Annotated in this window: 26 protein-coding genes; 10 read left to right on the top strand and 16 right to left on the bottom strand. The window is 59.5% G+C overall.

All coding sequences use genetic code 11. From position 1 onward, the window contains the following. The first annotated feature begins 240 nt into the window (after positions 1-240). The gene (icd, locus tag ACA073_RS16580; protein ID WP_007905029.1) at positions 241-1497 is read left to right on the top strand and encodes an NADP-dependent isocitrate dehydrogenase; all 1257 of its coding nucleotides are present in this window, start codon (positions 241-243) and stop codon (positions 1495-1497) included. A 61-nt stretch (positions 1498-1558) separates the two neighbouring features. Here the strand turns inward: icd and ACA073_RS16575 are convergent, their stop codons facing one another. Together ACA073_RS16575 and ACA073_RS16570 are read right to left on the bottom strand one after the other, a co-directional pair. Next, positions 1559-1840 (bottom strand): cold shock domain-containing protein, encoded by a 282-nt coding sequence (locus ACA073_RS16575; RefSeq protein ID WP_497397843.1) that lies wholly within the window; start codon positions 1838-1840, stop codon positions 1559-1561. Then, positions 1827-2018 carry a hypothetical protein gene (locus ACA073_RS16570; RefSeq protein ID WP_497397841.1) on the bottom strand — a complete coding sequence of 64 codons (192 nt, stop codon included), beginning with the start codon at positions 2016-2018 and terminating at the stop codon, positions 1827-1829. Before ACA073_RS16570 ends, ACA073_RS16575 begins: the two co-directional genes overlap by 14 nt. Before the next feature lie 47 nt (positions 2019-2065). Between ACA073_RS16570 and clpS the strand changes: the two genes are divergently transcribed. Together clpS and clpA are read left to right on the top strand one after the other, a co-directional pair. Beyond that, positions 2066-2428 (top strand): ATP-dependent Clp protease adapter ClpS, encoded by a 363-nt coding sequence (clpS, locus tag ACA073_RS16565; protein WP_046032480.1) that lies wholly within the window; start codon positions 2066-2068, stop codon positions 2426-2428. 30 nt (positions 2429-2458) lie between these two features. Next, positions 2459-4729 (top strand): ATP-dependent Clp protease ATP-binding subunit ClpA, encoded by a 2271-nt coding sequence (clpA, locus tag ACA073_RS16560; RefSeq protein WP_461954127.1) that lies wholly within the window; start codon positions 2459-2461, stop codon positions 4727-4729. A 237-nt stretch (positions 4730-4966) separates the two neighbouring features. Here clpA and infA read toward each other — a convergent pair whose 3' ends face one another. From infA to trxB, 4 genes are all read right to left on the bottom strand, one after another. Further along, a complete protein-coding gene (gene infA / locus ACA073_RS16555; protein ID WP_002553999.1) occupies positions 4967-5185 on the bottom strand; it encodes a translation initiation factor IF-1 in 219 nt (72 codons plus the stop codon). Between the two features lie 100 nt (positions 5186-5285). Beyond that, a complete protein-coding gene (locus tag ACA073_RS16550) occupies positions 5286-5993 on the bottom strand; it encodes an arginyltransferase (RefSeq protein WP_497397838.1) in 708 nt (235 codons plus the stop codon). Positions 5994-6049: 56 nt separating this feature from the next. Next, on the bottom strand, positions 6050-6730 hold the full coding sequence (aat, locus tag ACA073_RS16545; protein ID WP_497397836.1) for a leucyl/phenylalanyl-tRNA--protein transferase: 681 nt from the start codon (positions 6728-6730) through the stop codon (positions 6050-6052). 63 nt (positions 6731-6793) lie between these two features. Further along, positions 6794-7753, bottom strand: a complete 960-nt coding sequence (gene trxB, locus ACA073_RS16540; protein ID WP_497397834.1) for a thioredoxin-disulfide reductase — start codon at positions 7751-7753, stop codon at positions 6794-6796. Positions 7754-8049: 296 nt separating this feature from the next. Between trxB and ACA073_RS16535 the strand changes: the two genes are divergently transcribed. The 6 genes from ACA073_RS16535 (at position 8050) to cysG (ending at position 15674) form a co-directional block, all read left to right on the top strand. Continuing rightward, positions 8050-10458 carry a DNA translocase FtsK gene (locus tag ACA073_RS16535; protein ID WP_497397832.1) on the top strand — a complete coding sequence of 803 codons (2409 nt, stop codon included), beginning with the start codon at positions 8050-8052 and terminating at the stop codon, positions 10456-10458. A gap of 65 nt (positions 10459-10523) precedes the next feature. Next, on the top strand, positions 10524-11147 hold the full coding sequence (gene lolA, locus ACA073_RS16530) for an outer membrane lipoprotein periplasmic chaperone LolA (protein ID WP_214377203.1): 624 nt from the start codon (positions 10524-10526) through the stop codon (positions 11145-11147). 139 nt (positions 11148-11286) lie between these two features. Then, entirely contained in the window at positions 11287-12609 is a 1323-nt protein-coding gene (locus ACA073_RS16525) for a replication-associated recombination protein A (protein WP_497397829.1), read from the top strand. Further along, entirely contained in the window at positions 12609-12983 is a 375-nt protein-coding gene (gene crcB, locus ACA073_RS16520; protein WP_497397827.1) for a fluoride efflux transporter CrcB, read from the top strand. The genes ACA073_RS16525 and crcB overlap by 1 nt, the downstream gene beginning before the upstream one ends. 15 nt (positions 12984-12998) lie before the next feature. Then, a complete protein-coding gene (serS, locus tag ACA073_RS16515) occupies positions 12999-14279 on the top strand; it encodes a serine--tRNA ligase (protein ID WP_497397825.1) in 1281 nt (426 codons plus the stop codon). Then, entirely contained in the window at positions 14280-15674 is a 1395-nt protein-coding gene (gene cysG, locus ACA073_RS16510) for a siroheme synthase CysG (RefSeq protein ID WP_497397823.1), read from the top strand. Between the two features lie 121 nt (positions 15675-15795). On the opposite strand, the gene ACA073_RS16505 is transcribed toward cysG, so the two are convergent. From ACA073_RS16505 to ACA073_RS16465, 9 genes are all read right to left on the bottom strand, one after another. Continuing rightward, positions 15796-16803, bottom strand: coding sequence for a glutathione S-transferase family protein (locus ACA073_RS16505; RefSeq protein ID WP_497397821.1), 1008 nt, complete (start codon positions 16801-16803; stop codon positions 15796-15798). Positions 16804-16893: 90 nt separating this feature from the next. Next, positions 16894-17895 carry a glycosyl transferase family protein gene (locus ACA073_RS16500; protein WP_497397819.1) on the bottom strand — a complete coding sequence of 334 codons (1002 nt, stop codon included), beginning with the start codon at positions 17893-17895 and terminating at the stop codon, positions 16894-16896. Further along, a complete protein-coding gene (locus ACA073_RS16495) occupies positions 17892-18227 on the bottom strand; it encodes a TusE/DsrC/DsvC family sulfur relay protein (protein ID WP_497397816.1) in 336 nt (111 codons plus the stop codon). The genes ACA073_RS16500 and ACA073_RS16495 overlap by 4 nt, the downstream gene beginning before the upstream one ends. Continuing rightward, positions 18224-18517 carry a sulfurtransferase complex subunit TusB gene (tusB, locus tag ACA073_RS16490; protein WP_497397814.1) on the bottom strand — a complete coding sequence of 98 codons (294 nt, stop codon included), beginning with the start codon at positions 18515-18517 and terminating at the stop codon, positions 18224-18226. The genes ACA073_RS16495 and tusB overlap by 4 nt, the downstream gene beginning before the upstream one ends. Continuing rightward, a complete protein-coding gene (gene tusC / locus ACA073_RS16485; protein WP_497397812.1) occupies positions 18517-18879 on the bottom strand; it encodes a sulfurtransferase complex subunit TusC in 363 nt (120 codons plus the stop codon). Before tusC ends, tusB begins: the two co-directional genes overlap by 1 nt. Before the next feature lies 1 nt (position 18880). Continuing rightward, the gene (gene tusD, locus ACA073_RS16480) at positions 18881-19273 is read right to left on the bottom strand and encodes a sulfurtransferase complex subunit TusD (RefSeq protein ID WP_497397810.1); all 393 of its coding nucleotides are present in this window, start codon (positions 19271-19273) and stop codon (positions 18881-18883) included. Positions 19274-19485: 212 nt separating this feature from the next. Then, complete coding sequence (locus ACA073_RS16475; protein ID WP_497397808.1) at positions 19486-20190, bottom strand: YoaK family protein; 705 nt, start codon at positions 20188-20190, stop codon at positions 19486-19488. Between the two features lie 28 nt (positions 20191-20218). Next, a complete protein-coding gene (locus tag ACA073_RS16470; protein ID WP_497397806.1) occupies positions 20219-20548 on the bottom strand; it encodes a DUF6388 family protein in 330 nt (109 codons plus the stop codon). Positions 20549-20568: 20 nt separating this feature from the next. After that, entirely contained in the window at positions 20569-20814 is a 246-nt protein-coding gene (locus ACA073_RS16465) for a hypothetical protein (RefSeq protein ID WP_084321269.1), read from the bottom strand. Between the two features lie 162 nt (positions 20815-20976). Here ACA073_RS16465 and ACA073_RS16460 point away from each other — a divergent pair, with 162 nt between their 5' ends. After that, positions 20977-21327, top strand: a complete 351-nt coding sequence (locus ACA073_RS16460) for a hypothetical protein (RefSeq protein ID WP_497397804.1) — start codon at positions 20977-20979, stop codon at positions 21325-21327. 127 nt (positions 21328-21454) lie between these two features. On the opposite strand, the gene ACA073_RS16455 is transcribed toward ACA073_RS16460, so the two are convergent. After that, entirely contained in the window at positions 21455-21874 is a 420-nt protein-coding gene (locus ACA073_RS16455; RefSeq protein WP_497397802.1) for a GNAT family N-acetyltransferase, read from the bottom strand. Positions 21875-21973 lie beyond the last annotated feature (99 nt).

The raw sequence follows: 21973 nt of genomic DNA, 5'->3' as shown, positions 1-21973 counted from the left end.
AATCTGCCGATGGTTCATATGCAACCTTTCTCGTCCATTGGTCTAAAGGTCGCAGGGGCGTGGGGGGCGTAGAGTCTTGCGTCGTGCTTGAGTTTGGCGCTTTTCCCTTTGTATTCAGGCTTGTATGTCGCGAACTGCGCGGCTTTGCGGCAGTTGGATGGAACATAGGGTTTGCGTGCTGATTCAACTGGGGTACGCTCGGACGAAGCCAGATGTTCAATCCAAACAATGGAGTTCAGCATGGGATACAAGAAGATTCAGGTTCCAGCGGTCGGCGACAAAATCACCGTCAATGCGGACCATTCTCTCAATGTTCCTAACAACCCGATCATCCCCTTCATCGAAGGCGATGGTATTGGTGTTGATATCAGCCCGGTCATGATCAAGGTTGTCGATGCTGCTGTTAAGAAGGCTTACGGCGGCGAGCGCAAAATTTCCTGGATGGAAGTCTACGCCGGGGAGAAAGCGACTCAGGTTTACGATCAGGACACCTGGCTGCCTCAGGAAACCCTGGACGCGGTCAAGGATTACGTGGTTTCCATCAAGGGTCCTCTGACCACCCCGGTCGGCGGCGGTATCCGTTCCCTGAACGTGGCCCTGCGTCAGCAGCTCGACCTGTACGTCTGCCTGCGCCCGGTGCGCTGGTTCGAAGGTGTGCCGAGCCCGGTCAAGAAACCAGGCGACGTCGACATGACGATCTTCCGCGAAAACTCGGAAGACATTTACGCCGGTATCGAATGGAAGGCCGGTTCGCCGGAAGCGACCAAGGTCATCAAGTTCCTCAAAGAAGAAATGGGCGTCACCAAGATCCGTTTCGACGAAAACTGCGGTATCGGCGTCAAGCCGGTTTCGCTGGAAGGCACCAAGCGTCTGGCGCGCAAGGCCCTGCAGTATGTGGTCGACAACGACCGCGACTCGCTGACCATCGTGCACAAAGGCAACATCATGAAGTTCACCGAAGGTGCCTTCAAGGAATGGGCCTACGAAGTGGCGGCTGAAGAATTCGGCGCGACCCTGCTCGACGGCGGTCCGTGGATGCAATTCAAAAACCCGAAAACCGGCAAGAACGTCATCGTCAAGGACGCCATCGCCGACGCCATGCTCCAGCAGATCCTGCTGCGCCCGGCCGAATACGATGTCATCGCAACCTTGAACCTGAACGGCGACTACCTCTCCGACGCCCTGGCGGCGGAAGTCGGCGGTATCGGTATTGCACCGGGTGCCAACCTGTCCGACACCGTGGCCATGTTCGAAGCGACTCACGGTACTGCGCCGAAGTACGCCGGCAAGGACCAGGTCAACCCGGGCTCGCTGATCCTGTCCGCCGAGATGATGCTGCGTCACATGGGCTGGACCGAAGCCGCCGACCTGATCATCAAGGGCACCAACGGCGCGATCTCCGCGAAGACCGTGACCTATGACTTCGAACGTCTGATGGAGGGCGCGAAACTGCTGTCTTCTTCTGCGTTTGGTGATGCGTTGATTTCGCACATGTAAACGGATCGGCACAAAAAAACCGCCTTCGGGCGGTTTTTTTATGACTGGATGGTGGGTTGCCTTAGCTCGACACTGTTTGCTGCTGTGTGGCAGGTGAGGTCTGTTCATTCTCGGCAGGCGCAGATGTAATCTTCACTGCATGCAAACCTTTGGGTCCCTGAATGATATCGAAGCTTACGATTTGCCCGGCCTTGAGGGTCTTGTATCCGTCCATTTGTATGGCCGAAAAGTGGGCAAAGAAATCAATAAGACAGCCATCCTCGTGGCGACCTTCTCTGGCATCGGTGTTAATAAAACCGAACCCTTTGGCATTGTTGAACCATTTCACCTTACCAACAGCCATGCTCATATCCCTCTGCAACAGACTCCATCACTGGAGTATCATCCAGTACATCCGCAGTCAGATCCTGTAAATAAGATTGACTCCGCGGACCTTTTTTACCCACTGTGGGCTCTATTGGTTGTAACACCGTTTTGCCGATAGTCAAGGTGACCAGGCAGTCGGTGTTGAAATCGTTCATGACCGTCCCCACTACTGTATTCGCACAACTGACGAACCTTTCTTTCCATGCATGCAATCAGCCAGATTCGACTAACATTCAATCAGGATCGCCCTGATTCACACGACGACGATTCCGCAGGCATTGCTGTTCAGGAGGCCAAGCCTGCTTTACAGGCGCCGCCGATGTACAAGGTGGTTTTGTTCAATGATGACTACACACCGATGGATTTCGTCGTCGAAGTGCTCGAGGTGTTTTTTAACCTGAATCGTGAGCTGGCGACCAAGGTCATGCTGGCCGTCCACACAGAAGGACGGGCAGTATGTGGAGTGTTTACCCGCGACATTGCCGAGACCAAGGCCATGCAGGTCAACCAGTACGCCAGGGAAAGCCAGCATCCGCTACTCTGTGAAATCGAGAAGGACGGTTAATCGCCGACCACTTGGGTATGAGGTGAAGCTATGTTAAACCGCGAGCTCGAAGTCACCCTCAATCTAGCCTTCAAGGAGGCCCGTTCGAAGCGTCATGAGTTCATGACCGTCGAGCATCTCCTGCTGGCCCTATTGGATAATGAGGCTGCCGCCACCGTTTTGCGTGCCTGCGGCGCAAACCTCGACAAACTCAAGCATGATCTGCAGGAGTTCATCGACTCCACCACGCCGTTGATTCCCGTTCATGACGAGGATCGCGAGACCCAACCTACCCTGGGCTTCCAGCGTGTCCTGCAGCGTGCTGTTTTCCACGTACAGAGCTCGGGCAAACGCGAAGTGACTGGCGCCAACGTGCTGGTTGCGATCTTCAGTGAGCAAGAAAGTCAGGCAGTGTTCCTGCTGAAACAGCAGAGCGTTGCGCGCATCGATGTCGTCAACTACATCGCACACGGCATTTCCAAAGTGCCGGGGCATGGCGATCACTCTGAAGGTGAGCAAGATATGCAGGACGACGAGGGCGGTGAGTCTTCTTCTTCAGGCAATCCTCTGGATGCTTATGCCAGCAACCTCAACGAACTCGCGCGCCAGGGTCGTATCGATCCGCTGGTCGGTCGTGAGCTCGAAGTCGAGCGTGTCGCGCAGATTCTCGCGCGTCGGCGCAAAAACAATCCGCTGCTGGTGGGCGAGGCGGGCGTGGGTAAAACCGCGATTGCCGAAGGCCTGGCCAAACGCATCGTCGACAACCAGGTGCCGGACCTGCTGGCCAACAGCGTGGTGTATTCCCTCGATCTGGGCGCCTTGCTGGCCGGGACCAAATACCGCGGCGATTTCGAGAAGCGCTTCAAGGCGTTGCTCAACGAGCTGAAAAAACGTCCGCAGGCGATCCTGTTCATCGACGAAATCCACACCATTATCGGTGCGGGTGCTGCGTCCGGTGGCGTCATGGATGCCTCGAACCTGCTCAAGCCGCTGCTGTCGTCCGGTGATATCCGTTGCATCGGGTCGACCACCTTCCAGGAATTCCGCGGGATCTTCGAGAAGGACCGTGCCCTGGCACGACGCTTCCAGAAGGTCGATGTGTCGGAGCCTTCGGTGGAAGACACCATCGGCATCCTGCGCGGCCTGAAAGGGCGTTTCGAGCTCCATCACAACATCGAATACAGTGATGAAGCCCTGCGCGCCGCCGCCGAACTGGCGTCGCGTTACATCAATGACCGGCACATGCCGGACAAGGCCATCGACGTGATCGACGAGGCGGGCGCCTACCAGCGTCTGCAGCCAATCGAGAAACGCGTGAAACGCATCGAAGTGCCTCAGGTCGAGGACATCGTTGCGAAAATCGCGCGGATTCCGCCCAAGCACGTCACCAGTTCCGATAAAGAACTGCTGCGTAACCTTGAGCGTGACCTGAAGCTGACGGTGTTTGGCCAGGATGCCGCAATCGACTCGCTGTCGACGGCGATCAAACTGTCCCGTGCCGGCCTCAAGTCGCCTGACAAGCCTGTCGGTTCGTTCCTGTTCGCAGGCCCGACCGGTGTCGGTAAAACCGAAGCGGCGCGTCAGTTGGCCAAGGCGTTGGGTATCGAGCTGGTTCGTTTCGACATGTCCGAGTACATGGAGCGCCACACCGTATCGCGTCTGATCGGTGCGCCTCCGGGCTATGTCGGGTTCGATCAGGGCGGTCTGCTGACCGAAGCCATCACCAAACAGCCTCACTGCGTGCTGTTGCTCGATGAAATCGAGAAGGCGCATCCGGAAGTCTTCAACCTGCTTCTGCAGGTCATGGACCACGGTACGCTGACCGATAACAACGGGCGCAAGGCGGACTTCCGTAACGTGATCGTCATCATGACGACCAACGCCGGTGCCGAAACTGCAGCGCGTGCTTCGATCGGTTTCACCCATCAGGACCACTCGTCCGATGCGATGGAAGTGATCAAGAAGAGCTTCACACCGGAGTTCCGCAACCGTCTGGACACCATTATCCAGTTTGGTCGCCTCAGCCATGAGGTCATCAAAAGCGTGGTGGACAAGTTCCTTACCGAGCTTCAGGCGCAGCTGGAAGACAAGCGTGTGCAGCTGGAAGTGACCGACGCGGCGCGCAACTGGCTGGCAGAAGGTGGCTACGACTCGGCAATGGGCGCTCGGCCGATGGCGCGTTTGATCCAGGACAAGATCAAGCGTCCGCTGGCGGAAGAGATTCTTTTTGGCGAACTGGCCGACCATGGCGGCGTGGTGCATATCGATCTGAAGGACGGCGAGCTGACCTTCGAGTTCGAAACTACGGCTGAAATGGCCTGAGGTTAACCGCAACAAAGCAAAAGGCGCCGAAAGGCGCCTTTTTGCTGGCTCAAATAAATACACAATCCCCTTGTGGGAGCGGGCTTGCTCGCGAATGCGGTGTATCAGCCAATACAAGTGTCGGCTGACCCACCGCATTCGCGAGCAAGCCCGCTCCCACATTGACCGAGTACATCGGGGCAAATCGCAGACAAACAAAAACGCCCGGCATAAACCGGGCGTCTTGTATTGACTTGATTAGCGAGCGCGGTAAGTGATGCGCCCTTTGCTCAAGTCATAGGGCGTCAGCTCGACGCGCACTTTGTCACCGGTAAGAATACGAATGTAGTTCTTGCGCATCTTGCCGGAGATATGCGCGGTTACGACGTGCCCATTTTCCAACTCCACGCGAAACATGGTGTTGGGCAGGGTGTCGACGACAGTGCCTTCCATTTCGAAGCTGTCTTCTTTCGACATGCAGTAAAGCCCTCGGTGTCCAATGAATGGCCCGGTGCAACTGCGCCAGGCAAAAGCGGCGTGCATTGTGCCCGAAAAATGGGGTTTAAGCCAAGGGGTTCTAGTTCAGGATGACCCAGCGTTGATTAATCAGCAGTTCGATGGGGCGATATTGGGTCTTGTAGCTCATCTTTTTGCAGTTTTTGATCCAGTAGCCCAGATAGACCGCCTCCAGCCGCAGCCGTTGGGCCTCGGCGATCTGCCAGAGGATCGCGTAGCGCCCCAGGCTGCGTCGCTCTTCAGAGGGTTCGTAAAAGGTGTAGACCGCCGACAGACCGTTCGGCAGTAAGTCGGTCACCGCCACGGCCAGCAACTGTCCGTCCAGGCGAAATTCGTAAAACCGCGAAAACGGCAAGTCACGCACCAGAAAGGTCGAGAACTGGTCTCGACTCGGCGGGTACATGTCGCCATCGGCATGCCGCTGTTCGATGTAGCGCTGATACAGGTCGAAGTATTCTTCGCTGAACTTGGGTTTGGCGGGGCGTATCTGCAAGTCGGCGTTGCGCTTGAAAATGCGTTTCTGCTGCCGGTTGGGCGTAAATTGCGCCACAGGAATGCGCGCCGGCACACACGCATTGCAATTCTGACAATGGGGCCGGTAAAGATGATCGCCGCTGCGACGAAAACCCATTTCAGACAGGTCTGCATAGACATGCACATCCATGGGCTGACTAGGGTCGAGGAACAAGGTCGTGGCCTGCTCCTCGGGCAGATAACTGCAAGAGTGGGGCTGAGTGGCATAAAACTTCAAACGCGCCAACTCGGTCATGATCAACCCTCGGGATAAGCTTTTGATTAAGTGTAAGCCACGCGTGGAAAAGTCGCTCAGCAAACCCAGGTGGCACGGCTGGGTTGATCGAGATGCTGCGCAAGGTAGCGGGCAAACTCGCGACGGGGAATGGCCCGCGCCCCAAGACTGTGCAAATGGTCGGTGGGCATCTGGCAATCGATCAGCACGAAACCCGAGTCTTTCAGATGTTTGACCAGGGTGGCAAAGCCAAATTTGGAGGCATTGTCGGCGCGGCTGAACATGGATTCGCCGAAAAACAGCTGACCCATCGCTAATCCATAGAGCCCGCCGACCAGTTCACCCTGATCCCAGACCTCAACCGAATGTGCGTAACCACGCTGGTGCAGAGCGAGGTAGGCATTCTGCATCGCTTCGGTGATCCAGGTCCCGTCGGCGTAATCCCGCGGCGCGGCGCACGCGCGAATGACCGCGGGAAAATCCTGATCGAAGGTCACTTGATAGCGCTGCTGGCGCAGCAATTTGTTCAGGCTGCGCGAGACATGCAGTTCGTCGGGAAACAGCACGGTGCGCGGATCCGGCGACCACCAGAGAATCGGCTGGCCTTCCGAGAACCACGGAAAGCAGCCATGGCGATAGGCCTGAATCAGACGATCGGCGGACAGATCGCCGCCCGCCGCCAGCAATCCGTTGGGATCGCGCATGGCTTTTTCCAGCGGCGGAAACATCAGGGTGTTGCGTTGTAACCAAGTCAGCATGGCATCCGGGCTTACAGAAGGGGAGGGCAGGGGTGGGCGCTAAGCCCACCGTGAAGTTTGCCGTCAAATGGTCGGAATGTCGTCGAGGTATTTTTCGGCGTCCAGCGCGGCCATGCAACCGGCCCCGGCAGAGGTGACGGCCTGGCGATAAACGTGATCCGCCACATCACCGGCGGCAAACACGCCGGGGATCTCGGTGGCCGTGGCATCGCCTTCGCTGCCGCCTCTGACCCGCAGATAGCCGTCGTGCATGTCCAGTTGACCAATGAACAGGTCAGTGTTGGGCTTGTGGCCGATGGCGATGAACACGCCGGCCAGTGGCAGCTCGCTGGTTTGGCCGGTATGGCTGTCCCGCAGGCGGGCGCCGGTCACGCCGCTGGCATCGCCCAGGACTTCATCGAGATTTTGATTCCAGTGCAGGCGAATATTACCGTTGGCGGCTTTTTCGAAGAGTTTGTCCTGAAGGATTTTCTCCGAGCGCAACTTGTCGCGTCGGTGAATCAGGTGAACTTCCTTGGCGATGTTGGACAAGTACAGCGCTTCTTCAACGGCGGTATTGCCGCCACCGACGACGGCGACCACCTGATTGCGGTAGAAGAACCCGTCACACGTCGCGCAGGCCGAAACCCCTCTGCCGGCAAATGTCTCTTCCGAGGGCAAGCCCAGGTATTGCGCCGAAGCACCGGTGGCGATAATCAATGCATCGCAGGTGTAAGTACCGCTGTCGCCGGTAAGTTCGAACGGGCGTTGTTGCAACTTGGCAGTGTGGATGTGGTCGTAAACGATCTCTGTGTCAAAGCGCTCGGCGTGTTTTTGCATGCGTTCCATCAACACCGGTCCGGTCAGGCCTTCGACGTCACCGGGCCAGTTGTCGACTTCGACAGTGGTGGTGAGCTGGCCACCTGCCTGTATCCCGGTAATGACCACCGGTTTGAGGTTGGCGCGGGCGGCATAAACGGCCGCGCTGTAACCGGCAGGGCCGGAACCCAGAATGATCAGGCGGCAATGCTTGGATTCGCTCATAAAAACACCTCATAAGCCTTTGTCACAAAAGAGAATGCGTGCTCAAATTGAATCGCATGTTGTGCGCCGTTAGCTATGCTGTTCCATGGCCTGCCAGCATGGCATCGTACGAACAAACCCGTACAATGCGCGCCGGTCACTTGAATATTCAGTGCACGCCGGGTTTATAAAAACCGGAGTGCAGTGTTAAAAGTAGTCCCAGTTACGCCTGTTAACTTTTTTACCTGCCTGGATTGGGCAGTTTTTTATAGTCATTCAACAGATGGACGCGCCATGGGCGCAGGAAAAGAAGCGTTTTGAAGAAATCCACCGCAGCACCTAAACCAGCCGTCGTTCCGCTTTGGCGCCAGCACTTGCACTACCGACTCAAGGAAGGTGCATTGATCGCCATCGGCGGCCTGTGCCTGTTCCTGATGATGGCCTTGCTGACTTACGGCAAGGACGATCCGGGCTGGAGCCATAACAGCAAGATCGACGATGTCCAGAACTTCGGCGGACCGGTCGGCTCGTACAGCGCCGACATCCTGTTCATGGTGCTGGGTTACTTCGCCTACATCTTCCCGCTGTTGCTGGCGATCAAGGCCTGGCAGATCTTCCGCCAACGCCACGAGCCGTGGCAGTGGAGCGGCTGGCTGTTCTCCTGGCGCCTGATCGGTCTGGTGTTCCTGGTGTTGTCGGGCGCGGCGCTCGCGCATATCCATTTCCACGCGGCGACCGGTCTGCCGGCCGGTGCGGGCGGTGCGTTGGGCGAAAGCCTGGGCGACCTGGCGAGGAACGCGCTGAACATTCAGGGCAGCACCTTGCTGTTCATCGCACTGTTCCTGTTCGGCCTGACGGTGTTCACCGACCTGTCATGGTTCAAGGTGATGGACGTCACCGGCAAGATCACTCTCGACCTGCTTGAACTGTTCCAGGGCGCCGCCAATCGCTGGTGGGCCGCCCGAGTCGAGCGCAAGCAACTGGTTGCGCAGTTGCGTGAAGTCGACGATCGCGTGCATGACGTGGTCGCGCCAACCGTCACCGACAAACGCGAGCAGGCCAAGGTCAAGGAACGCCTGATCGAACGCGAGCAGGCCCTGAGCAAGCACATGTCGGACCGCGAGAAGCAGGTGCCGCCGCTGATTGCCCCCGCGCCACCGAAACCTGCCGCGCCAAGCAAACGCGTGGAAAAAGAAAAACAGGCGCCGCTGTTCGTCGACAGCGCCGTCGAAGGCACCTTGCCGCCGATCTCGATTCTCGATCCCGCGGAGAAGAAACAACTCAATTACTCGCCTGAGTCCCTGGCAGCCGTCGGCCACTTGCTGGAAATCAAGCTCAAGGAATTCGGCGTCGAAGTCTCGGTGGATTCGATTCATCCGGGGCCGGTGATTACCCGTTACGAAATCCAGCCCGCCGCCGGGGTCAAGGTCAGCCGCATCTCCAACCTGGCGAAAGACCTGGCGCGCTCCCTGGCCGTGACCAGCGTGCGGGTGGTGGAAGTGATTCCGGGCAAGACCACCGTCGGTATCGAGATTCCGAACGAAGATCGTCAGATCGTGCGCTTCTCCGAAGTGCTGTCGACCCCTGAGTACGACAACTTCAAATCCCCGGTGACCCTGGCCCTGGGCCACGACATCGGCGGCAAGCCGGTCATCACCGACCTCGCCAAAATGCCGCACTTGCTGGTGGCCGGTACGACCGGTTCCGGTAAGTCGGTGGGTGTGAACGCGATGATCCTGTCGATCCTGTTCAAGTCCGGCCCGGAAGACGCCAAGCTGATCATGATCGACCCGAAAATGCTTGAACTGTCGATCTACGAAGGCATTCCGCACCTGCTGTGCCCGGTCGTGACCGACATGAAGGACGCGGCCAACGCCCTGCGCTGGAGCGTGGCGGAGATGGAGCGGCGCTACAAGCTGATGGCGAAGATGGGCGTACGTAACCTGTCCGGCTTCAACGCCAAGGTCAAGGAAGCCCAGGACGCCGGCGAGCCGCTGACCGATCCTCTGTACAAGCGCGAAAGCATTCACGACGAAGCACCGCTGCTCACCAAGCTGCCGACCATCGTCGTGGTGGTCGACGAATTCGCCGACATGATGATGATCGTCGGCAAGAAGGTTGAAGAACTGATCGCCCGTATCGCCCAGAAGGCCCGTGCCGCCGGTATTCACTTGATCCTCGCGACCCAGCGTCCGTCGGTTGACGTGATCACCGGTTTGATCAAGGCGAACATCCCGACGCGCATGGCGTTCCAGGTGTCGAGCAAGATCGATTCGCGGACCATCATCGACCAGGGCGGCGCCGAGCAACTGTTGGGCCACGGTGACATGCTCTACATGCCGCCGGGCACCAGTCTGCCGATTCGGGTTCACGGTGCGTTCGTGTCCGATGACGAGGTTCACCGGGTGGTTGAAGCCTGGAAGCTGCGCGGTGCGCCGGAATACAACGACGACATCCTGGCCGGTGTCGAAGAGGCTGGCAGCGGCTTTGAGAATGGCGGCGGTGGCGGTGATGACGATGCCGAAACCGACGCGTTGTACGACGAAGCGGTGCAGTTCGTACTGGAAAGCCGTCGTGCATCCATCTCCGCGGTTCAGCGCAAGCTGAAAATCGGCTACAACCGCGCCGCACGCATGATCGAAGCCATGGAAATGGCCGGGGTCGTGACGTCCATGAATACCAACGGTTCGCGTGAAGTCCTGGCCCCTGGCCCGGTACGCGACTGATTTGATTTGAAAGGATGGCGCAGTGACGCGCCGTCCGAACTCCCACGAATGTTATGAGGACTCCCATGCGTCTTATCCGCATGCTGTTGCTGCCGGTACTGGCTTTGACCACGCTCTCGGCCCACGCCGATGACAAGGACGTGGCGCGTCTGACCCAATTGCTGGAAAAATCCCAGACCCTGACTGCACGTTTCTCGCAGCTGACCCTTGATGGCAGCGGCACCCAGCTGCAGGAAACGGCCGGTGAAATGTCGCTGCAGCGGCCGGGCCTGTTTTACTGGCACACCGATGCGCCGGCCGAGCAAGTCGTGGTTTCCGACGGCAAGAAGGTCACGCTGTGGGACCCGGACCTGGAACAGGCCACCATCAAGACGCTCGATCTGCGTCTGAGCCAGACCCCGGCGTTGTTACTGTCCGGTGACGTGTCCAAAATCAGCCAGAGCTTCGCCATCAGCGCCAAGGAAGCCGGCGGCGTGATCGACTTCACCTTGAAGCCGAAAACCAAGGACACCCTGTTCGACAGCCTGCGCCTGTCGTTCCGCAATGGCCTGGTCAATGACATGCAACTGATCGACAGCGTTGGTCAGCGCACCAACATCCTGTTTACCGGCGTGAAGGCCAACGAGCCGATCCCGGCGTCCAAGTTCAAGTTCGACATCCCTAAAGGCGCGGACGTAATCCAGGAATAAAACGCAGAACCCTGTGGGAGCGGGCTTGCTCGCGAAAGCGGTGTGTCAGTCGCCGCATATGTTGACTGAAACACCGCTTTCGCGAGCAAGCCCGCTCCCACAGGGGAATGGTGTTCACAGTGAGGTTTGATAGGCAGTGATGGACCTGTTTCGCAGTGCCCCGATTGCTCAGCCCTTGGCCGCCCGTTTGCGTGCGGCCAATCTGGACGAGTACGTCGGTCAGGAACACCTGCTCGCTCGCGGCAAGCCATTGCGCGAAGCGCTGGAGCAGGGTGCCCTGCACTCGATGATTTTCTGGGGCCCGCCGGGTGTGGGTAAAACCACGCTGGCGCGATTGCTGGCGGAAGTCTCGGATGCGCACTTCGAAACGGTCTCGGCAGTCCTGGCCGGCGTGAAGGAAATCCGCCAGGCGGTGGAAATCGCCAAGCAGCAGGCCGGTCAGTACGGCAAACGCACCATCCTGTTCGTCGATGAAGTGCATCGTTTCAACAAGTCGCAGCAGGATGCGTTTCTGCCGTACGTTGAAGACGGCACGCTGATTTTCATCGGCGCGACCACGGAAAACCCCTCGTTCGAACTCAACAACGCCTTGCTCTCCCGGGCACGCGTCTACGTGCTCAAAAGCCTCGACGAAGCGGCGCTGCGCAAACTGGTGCATCGCGCGCTGACCGAAGCGCGCGGCCTGGGCAAACGGCAACTGACCCTCAGCGATGAAGGCTTCCAGATGCTGTTGTCCGCCGCTGACGGCGATGGCCGGCGCCTGCTCAACCTGCTGGAAAACGCCTCGGACCTCGCCGAAGACAACAGCGAAATCGGCGTCGATCTGCTGCAAAGCTTGCTCGGCGACACTCGTCGGCGTTTCGACAAGGGTGGCGAAGCGTTCTACGACCAGATTTCCGCGCTGCATAAATCAGTACGCGGCTCCAATCCCGATGGCGCGTTGTACTGGTTCGCGCGGATGATCGACGGCGGTTGCGATCCGCTGTACCTGGCGCGGCGCGTGGTGCGCATGGCCAGCGAAGACATCGGCAACGCCGATCCCCGCGCCCTGAGCCTGTGCCTGGCGGCGTGGGAAGTGCAGGAGCGCCTCGGCAGCCCGGAAGGCGAGTTGGCGGTGGCTCAGGCCATCACGTATCTGGCTTGCGCGCCGAAAAGCAACGCGGTGTACATGGGTTTCAAGGCTGCCATGCGCAGCGCCACCGAACACGGTTCGCTCGAAGTGCCGTTGCACCTGCGCAACGCGCCGACCAAGCTGATGAAGCAACTCGGTTATGGCGACGAATACCGTTATGCCCACGATGAGCCGGACGCTTACGCCGCTGGCGAAGATTACTTCCCTGAAGAACTTGAGCCACAACCGTTCTATCAGCCGGTGCCGCGTGGCCTGGAATTGAAGATCGGCGAGAAACTCAATCACCTCGCGCAACTGGACCGTCTCAGCCCCCGGCAGCGGAGAAAATAGTGCTTCCATTGATCGTTGCGGTTTCCATCGGCGGGATCGCTGGCACCCTGTTGCGCTTCGCCACCGGTAATTGGGTCAACGCTAATTGGCCGCGGCACTTCTATACCGCGACGCTGGCCGTTAATATCGTCGGCTGTTTGCTGATCGGCGTTTTATACGGTCTGTTTTTGATTCGTCCGGAAGTGCCTTTCGAAGTGCGCGCCGGGCTGATTGTCGGCTTCCTCGGGGGGCTGACGACTTTTTCATCCTTTTCACTGGATACGGTGCGCCTGCTGGAAAGCGGGCAAGTGCCGCTGGCCCTGGGCTATGCTGCCATCAGCGTATTCGGCGGGCTGCTCGCCACCTGGGCTGGCCTGTCCTTGACCAAACTTTGATAACGAGAGACCGACATGCTCGATTCCAAACTGTTACGTAGCAACCTTCAGGACGTAGCGGACCGCCTGGCATCCCGTGGCTACACGCTGGATGTCGCGCGCATCGAAGCGCTGGAAGAACAGCGCAAGACCGTCCAGACCCGCACCGAAGCACTGCAGGCTGAACGTAATGCGCGCTCCAAATCCATCGGTCAGGCCAAGCAGCGCGGCGAAGACATCGCGCCGTTGATGGCCGACGTCGAGCGCATGGCCAACGAATTGAGCGAGGGTAAAGTCGAGCTGGACGGGATCCAGACCGATCTGGATTCGATTCTGCTCGGCATCCCGAACCTGCCGCACGAATCCGTGCCAATCGGCGATGACGAAGACGGCAACGTCGAAGTGCGCCGCTGGGGCACCCCGACAGCCTTCGATTTCCCGGTTCAGGACCACGTCGCCCTGGGCGAGAAGTTCGGCTGGCTGGATTTCGAAACCGCCGCCAAGTTGTCCGGCGCGCGTTTCGCCCTGCTGCGTGGCCCGATTGCGCGTCTGCACCGTGCGCTGGCGCAGTTCATGATCAACCTGCACACCAGCGAACACGGTTACGAAGAGGCTTACACGCCTTATCTGGTCCAGGCACCGGCGCTGCAAGGCACCGGTCAGCTGCCGAAGTTCGAAGAGGACCTGTTCAAGATTGCTCGCGAAGGCGAAGCCGATCTGTACCTGATCCCGACCGCAGAAGTGTCGCTGACCAACATCGTCGCCGGCGAAATCGTCGATTCGAAACTGCTGCCGATCAAGTTCGTCGCCCATACCCCATGCTTCCGCAGTGAAGCCGGCGCGTCGGGTCGCGACACCCGCGGCATGATCCGTCAGCACCAGTTCGACAAAGTCGAGATGGTCCAGATCGTTGAGCCGTCGACCTCGATGGAAGCGCTGGAAGGCCTGACCGCCAACGCCGAGAAAGTTCTGCAACTGCTGGAACTGCCTTACCGCACCCTGGCGCTGTGCACCGGCGACATGGGCTTCAGCGCGGTCAAGACCTACGACCTGGAAGTGTGGATTCCGAGCCAGGACAAGTACCGCGAGATTTCGTCGTGCTCCAACTGCGGCGACTTCCAGGCCCGTCGCATGCAGGCGCGTTTCCGTAACCCGGAAACCGGCAAGCCTGAGCTGGTTCACACCCTGAACGGTTCGGGGCTGGCGGTCGGTCGTACCCTGGTGGCCGTGCTGGAAAACTACCAGCAGGCCGACGGTTCGATCCGTGTGCCTGACGTGCTGAAACCGTACATGGGTGGCCTTGAGGTCATCGGCTAAATGGATTATCTGCCGCTGTTTCACAACCTTCGCGGCAGTCGTGTGTTGGTCGTCGGTGGGGGGGAGATTGCCTTGCGCAAATCCCGCCTGCTGGCCGAAGCCGGTGCGCTGCTGCGGGTGGTCGCGCCTGACATCGAACCGCAACTGCGCGAGCTGGTTTCCGGCAGCGGTGGCGAGTGTCTGTTGCGTGGTTACGTCGAAGCGGATCTGGACGGTTGCGGGCTGATCATTGCCGCCACCGATGACGAACCGCTGAACGCGCAGGTGTCCGCGGACGCTCATCGTCGTTGCATGCCGGTCAATGTGGTGGATGCGCCGGCGCTGTGCAGCGTGATCTTCCCGGCCATCGTCGACCGTTCGCCGCTGATCATCGCCGTGTCCAGCGGCGGCGATGCGCCGGTGCTGGCGCGTCTGATCCGCGCGAAAATCGAAACCTGGATTCCTTCAACATATGGTCAACTGGCCGGCCTGGCGGCGCGTTTTCGCAACCAGGTCAAAGGTCTGTTCCCGGATGTGCAGCAGCGCCGGGCGTTCTGGGAAGATGTCTTCCAGGGCCCGATTGCCGACCGGCAACTGGCCGGGCAGGGCGCCGAAGCCGAGCGTCTGCTGCAGGCAAAAATCGATGGCGAAGCGCCTGTCGCCACTGGCGAAGTCTATTTGGTCGGTGCCGGTCCGGGTGATCCGGATCTGCTGACCTTCCGTGCCTTGCGCCTGATGCAGCAAGCCGATGTGGTGCTGTATGACCGTCTGGTGGCGCCGGCGATTCTCGAGTTATGCCGTCGCGATGCCGAGCGGATTTACGTCGGCAAGCGTCGCGCCGATCACGCGGTGCCGCAGGATCAGATCAACCAGCAATTGGTGGATCTGGCCAAGCAGGGCAAGCGCGTCGTGCGGCTGAAGGGCGGTGATCCGTTCATCTTCGGGCGTGGCGGTGAAGAGATCGAAGAACTGGCGGCCCAGGGCATCCCGTTCCAGGTCGTGCCGGGGATCACGGCGGCCAGCGGTTGCGCGGCGTATGCCGGCATTCCGCTGACCCACCGCGATTACGCGCAGTCGGTGCGATTTGTCACGGGCCACTTGAAGGACGGCTCCACCGATTTGCCTTGGGCCGATCTGGTCGCACCCGCGCAAACCCTGGTGTTTTACATGGGGCTGGTGGGCTTGCCGATCATTTGCGAGCAGTTGATCAAGCACGGTCGCGGGGCGGATACCCCGGCGGCGTTGATCCAGCAGGGCACCACGGTCAATCAGCGGGTGTTTACCGGCACGTTGGCTGATCTTCCACGGCTGGTGGCGGAGCATGAAGTGCATGCGCCGACGCTGGTGATTGTTGGGGAAGTGGTGCAATTGCGCGAGAAACTGGCTTGGTTTGAGGGGGCTCAGGGGCAGCTCTGAACACCGAGTAGCCCCCTTCGCGAGCAAGCCCGCTCCCACATTTGATTTGTGAACGACACAAATCAAATGTGGGAGCGGGCTTGCTCGCGAAGGGGCCCTCAAAATCTACACACATTCAGAATCAGGCGCTGTTCTTGCGCCAAACCCCTTTCCCGCTCAACCGCGCCCGATCATGGGTTGCCGTGAAATCCTGCGTCGGCCCTTTCGGCACGACCCCGGTCGGGTTAATGGTCTTGTGGCTGCCATAGTAGTGATGCTTGATGTGCTCGAAATTCACCGTCTCGGCAATCCCCGACCACTGATAAATCTCTCGCAGCCAGTTCGACAGGTTCGGATAATCGGCGATCCGCCGCAGGTTGCACTTGAAGTGGCCGTGATACACCGCATCAAAGCGAATCAGCGTGGTAAACAGCCGAATGTCCGCTTCGGTCAGGTATTCGCCGGTCAGGTAGCGATTGGCGCCGAGTAACAACTCCAGCCGATCCAGCTCGGCAAACACATCATCGAACGCCTCTTCATAAGCCTTTTGCGACGTGGCAAACCCGGCACGGTACACACCGTTGTTCACCGCCGGATAGATCCGTTCGTTCAGCGCATCAATCTCGCTCCGCAGTGGCGCCGGATAAAAGTCCAGGTCATTGCCGGTCAACTCATCGAACGCGCCATTGAACATGCGGATGATTTCCGCCGACTCATTGTTGACGATGCGATTCTGCTGCTTGTCCCAGAGTACTGGCACGGTGACGCGTCCGGTGTAGTCGGCGGTATCGGCAGAATAGCGCTGGTGCATGAAGTCGAAGTGATCGAGCTTGTCGCCGGTCGAGCCAAAGTGCTTGTCGAAGGTCCAGCCGTTTTCCAGCATCAGCCAACTGACCACCGACACGTCGATCAGACTCTCGAGGCCTTTGAGTTTGCGCAGGATCAACGTGCGATGGGCCCACGGACAGGCGAGGGACACGTACAAATGATAGCGACCCGCTTCGGCCGCAAAGCCCCCGACACCGGTCGGGCCGGGTTTGCCGTCGGCGGTCAGCCAGTTGCGACGTTGCGCCTGCTCACGCTGGAATGCGCCGTCCTTGCTGCTTTCGTACCACTGGTCATGCCAGCGACCTTCAACCAACAAACCCATGTTCAAGACTCCTCAACCGATAAGCGTTGGAGAGGAGTCTATTCGGATAGGTTCGATAAAAAAGCGCAAAGGTTGGGCGTTTATGATCGCTTAAATCGATCTGTTCCGAGCGTCCCAATACTGCCTGGCGGTTTCAAAGGCTTGCTCGCGGGTTTTGTCGAGGCCGCGCAGGGCGAGGGCCATGGTCGAAATCAGCGCCATTTGCGGGTAGCTGTCGACCACGTCGCCACGCCACACGGCTTTCAAATGCTCGGGGTCGAGCGAGGCGGGTTTGACGTGGCGCTGGCTTGAAAGCTGCGGCCATTCCTCATCCCAGCTCTCGCCGCCGGTGGTGCCGTACAAGTGGCTGTCGGCGTCGGGGTTGATCTCGATCTCGCCGCCATCGCCCTTGACCACAATTGCGGTGTCGCCGAGCAAGCCGCTGGCATCACGGTGCACCGCCTGATAGCCGGGGTGGAAAATGCTTTGCAGGCCACAGCGAGCATTTAACGGATTGAGAATTCGCGCCAGGGAATGGATCGGCGAACGCAGGCCGAGGGTGTTGCGCAGATCGATCATGCGTTGAAGTTGCGGTGCCCAATCCACCAGCGGCATGAACGCCAGGCCGCCGTTATCGAGGGCCGATCCGACCTGTTGCCAATTGCGGCACAAGGGGATTTTCAATTCATCCAGCAGTTGCTCGCTGTACAGCCGCCCGGCGGTGTGCGCGCCGCCGCCGTGCATGAATATCCGCACGCCATTTTGTGCCAGGCACTTGGCTGCCAGCAGATACCACGGCAGATGACGTTTCTTGCCGGCATAGGTCGGCCAGTCCAGATCGACATTCATCGCCGGTGCCTGCAAACGTTCACGCAAGGCTTCGGTGAACCCGGCCATCTCTTCGGCGCTTTCTTCCTTGTGCCGCAACAGCATCAGAAAGGCGCCGAGCTGGGTGTCCTCGACCTTGTCGTCAAGCACCATGCCCATGGCTTCGCGAGCTTCTTCCCGGGTTAGATCCCGGGCGCCGCGTTTGCCTTTGCCGAGGATCCGTACAAATTGGGCGAACGGGTGTTCGGCGGGGGTTTCGAGGGGCAGCGCTGGGTAGTCGGTCATAAGCAGTTCGTCGGTTTGGGCAGGCCCGCCAGTTTCGCGGCGAGTTTGGCAGGGGTGCCTTTGAACAGTCGGTTCAGGTGCAGGCTGTTGCCTTTTTCCGGACCGAGCCTCAAAGCGGTGTACTTGATCAGCGGGCGAGTGGCCGGGGACAACTGGAATTCGGCGTAGAAGCTGCGCAGCAGTTCGAGGATTTCCCAGTGTTCAGGGCTCAACTCGATGTCTTCGGCAGCGGCGAGGGCGGTGGCCACGTCGCTGGACCAGTCGCTCAGTTCGACCAGAAAACCGTCTTTGTCCAGCTCGATGGCGCGAGCGCCGACCGTCAGGGAATTCATAGCCAACTGTTGACCTTGTCGTAGTGAATCGACAGCTCGACGAAGGCGGGATAGTCGATGGCCTTGGCGGTGTCAGGAATCTCCAGCGCACGTGCCTGGGCGTCTTCGGCCAACACGAACAGCGTCGGGGTGCGAGCATTCAGCGCACTGAAAGGCGCGGTGCCGGGGCGCAATGCATACACCGCGTCGCCGGTCAGCAGCAGCGCATCGTTCGCGCCGATCACGCGCAGGCAACTGGTCAGGCGATCGTCGCCGAACGGGGAATGGGACAACACATGCAAAGTCGACATCAGAGGGTGATCACCTGGTCGTAGCGGTCAATGAGGGCGGTGATTTCGTGGGCGGCCAGCACCTGCGCTTCTTCGAGCGCCAGACCGGTCGGGTCCAGACCGCGTTCAGCGGCGCTGTCGCCACAGACAAACAGGTCTTCGACGCCGAACATCGGTAACGCTTGCAGGTTGGCGCTCAGGTCTTTTTGTTGCAGGGCCCTGGCGTCCTGTTTCGCGGCGAGCTGGAACACCCCGTCATTGAGAAACAGCAGGCCGATCGGCAGGTCGAACGCGCCGCCGGCCAGCACGATGTCCAGCGCTTCCCGGGCATTCGGCCCGGACCACGGTGCCTGACGGCTGATAATCAGCAGGGATTTCGGCATGTCACGCACCTCCGAAGCAGATCAGGCGGTCGGCATCCTGCACCGCGTCATGCAACTGGCCGAGACCGGACAATTCCCACGGCGCGCCGACCGCAATGGCTTCACGCTGATATCGCTGGGCTTCTTCTTCGTTCAACACGCCACGGCGCAGGGCGGCGGCGATGCAGACCACGCCGTCCAGCTGGTGCTCGGTGACAAACGCGCGCCATTGCTTGGGCAAGTCCTGTTCATCCTGCGGCGTGACCACGCTGGCGGAGGCGTTATACACGCCATCCTGATAGAAAAACAGCCGGACAATCTCATGCCCGCCGGCCAGCGCGGCCTGGGCGAACAGCAAGGCGCGGCGCGAGGAGGGCGCATGGGCGGCGGAAAACAGCGCGATGGCAAACTTCATGACGGACTCGATCAGCGAAACTGCGGCCATGATAAAGCTTTATCGGTGGTGCGGCGAAGAGGGTTTTCCTCGAGACCGAGTCGACTCCTTCGCGAGCAAGCCCGCTCCCACACTCGATTTGTGTCGATCAAAAAACCGCGATCCGCCGCAGATTCAATGTGGGAGCGGGCTTGCTCGCGAAAGCGGACTACCGAGCGCCGGAAATGCTGGATCTAACGCGGCATATACCCCAACTGCCAACGCCGCGGAATCTTCAGCGACAGCACCCCCAGCACACCCGCAAGCAACCCACTGGCAAACAGCGCCTTGAGCCCCAGATGCTGCTCCAGCACAGCCCCCAGCACTGCGCCGGCAAACATCCCGGTCCAGGGAATCAATTGAACCCGCCAACCGTTGCGCCGTTCGCCAAGCATCCAGCGTCCCAATCCGCGGCCGAAGCGCGACAAGGCGCCCGTGACGTAGGTCAGGCCCACCGGCAGGCCATTCACTTCTTCGACGGCGGCATTGAGCATGCCCATGGCGATGATCGCTGCCAGCAGCGCCGGCAGTTGTTCGTCATAGGGCCAGGCCGCGGCCACACACAACAGCATGGCGATGCACAGCAATAACGGCAGCGCCCGACGCCCGCCAAAACGACTGACAACAATGCCCAAGGCGTTACCGATGATGAACGTCGCCACGAGCAGCAGCAGGCGCAAAGTGAGGCCCATGTCACCGTCGCTGATCGCCACGGCGAGGCGAGTGGTGTTGCCGCTCATGAAGGAGACGAAGTCGCCGCTGGCCATGAAGCCGATAGCGTCGGTCATGCCGGCGAGCACCGAGAGTGCGGCCACCCACGCCATGCCGATGCGTCCACGCCACTTCTGGACATGCAGATGCCCCGGACTGGCGCGGGTTGTGGAGGACGAAGGCAGCATCGGTGGCGGGGTCCTTGAGCGGCGACGGTTACGGATTCAATCCATATAACTCGCAATATTCCAGCCAGTCCATCCCGGCCATCTCGGCCACTTCCCTGTGCACTTCCAGGCGCCGGGTTTCATACTCTTCAGGCGTTGCGGCGGTCAGTTGCAGGGTCAGTTCCCAGGCGAACAACTCCAGGCGTTCAGCCTCGGCTTCGAACGCTTCATGCAAGCGTTCGTCGCGATATTGCGCCGCGGTTTCACCCTTGGCCTGGGCCAGCAGCGGGTTGAGGTTGTCGAGTTCGTGGCGCAGCTCGGGGCGCTCATCGAGAAACTTCTGCAGCGCCTGCTCGTGTTGCTGTTCGGTTGCCGCCATGGTCGCTCCTTGAGAATGGGTTACGAAGATTGTTTCTTGGCCTTGGCCGCTGCGGCGAGGCATTCGAGGGCAAACTGCTCGCAATAGGTCATCTGGATCGGCGTGGTTTCGCCCTTGACGGTGCGTTCGCCGTCGAGGATGTAACGAATCCGCTTGTCGGTGACGCCGATTCGTTTGGCGATCCACGAAGGTGTCTGACCGATCTGGCTGATCAACTTGTCGGCATATTCAGCAGTCGGTTTGTAAAACTCGGCGTTGGGTGTCATGAACGTTCCAGAAAAAAATGGGCCCGGAAATAGGGGCGATGCGACATTTGGCGCGACAGGGTGCGCGAATCGTTGCGCGGTGTCGCGGTATAAATGCAGTAAAGCAGAACGATACGCCAGCCCACGGTGATACAGTCCGCTTTTTCTTGATGAGCACATGCAATGCGAATTCTGATGGTGGCGCTGGCCGCAACGTTGCTGGCGGGATGTGCCGGTTCTGTAATGAACGATGCCCGTACCGGAACCCCGTACAAAACCCTGACCTCGGACAAGCCGGAAAAGGTCGTCGCCCAATGCGTGCAGTTTGCCTGGCAGGACGAGGCGGTGTTTGGCGTTGATGCGGGCGCGTATCTGCAACCGGGCAAGAAGGGTGGGTCGACTGTTTACACGCGTTCGGCGGAGTCCTTTGTGGACGTGACCGCGGATGCGTCAGGTACGGCGTTGAGTTACTACGCGCAGCATGACGACTTTGTCGCCAAACGCCGGTTGGCGGCGCTGGCGACTTGCCTCTGATCTTCTGAACTGACGCAGTACCCCTGTGGGAGCGGGCTCGCGAAAGCGGTGGGTCAGTCAATATCAATGTTGAATGACCCAACGCTTTCGCGAGCAAGCCCGCTCCCACAGGGTTGCGTGTAGTCAATCAGAGGCGCTTCTGGAAGAAGAAGCGCTTGTGCCCCGGCGGGTAGTCAACGATCTGGCCCAATTCGCTATAACCCAGCTTCTTGTAAAACTCCGGCGCCTGAAAATCGAAGGTGTCCAGCCAGATCCCTATACATTCCTTTTCCCGCGCCAGGTCTTCGGCCATCTGCATCAGTCTGGAGCCGATGCCTTGTCCTCGGCCCTGTTCCGGCACCGACAGCAATTCGATGAACAACCACTGATAGAAAAACCGGCCATACAGTCCGCCAAGGATTTCACCCTGGTCATCGCGCACCAGCAAGGCCAGCGGTTGCGCTTTCCCGTCACCCGCTTGCGCGACGTTGTAGGCCCGCAACGGCGCAAGGATCGCCTCGCGATCTTCCGGTGTCGGGTTTTGCGACAGTTCGATGCTTAGTGTCATCGGCTACATCCTTATGGCGGTGGGGCACGAGCGTATCCGGTTCGCGACGATTGTTCTATTCCCGATGAACAGAGGAACCGTCGCCAGCGCGCAGGTGTC

This window comes from Pseudomonas sp. LBUM1670 (assembly GCF_059695695.1).
The sequence above is the reverse complement of the archived record's forward strand: the minus strand, read 5'-3'. Positions and strand labels throughout refer to the sequence as shown.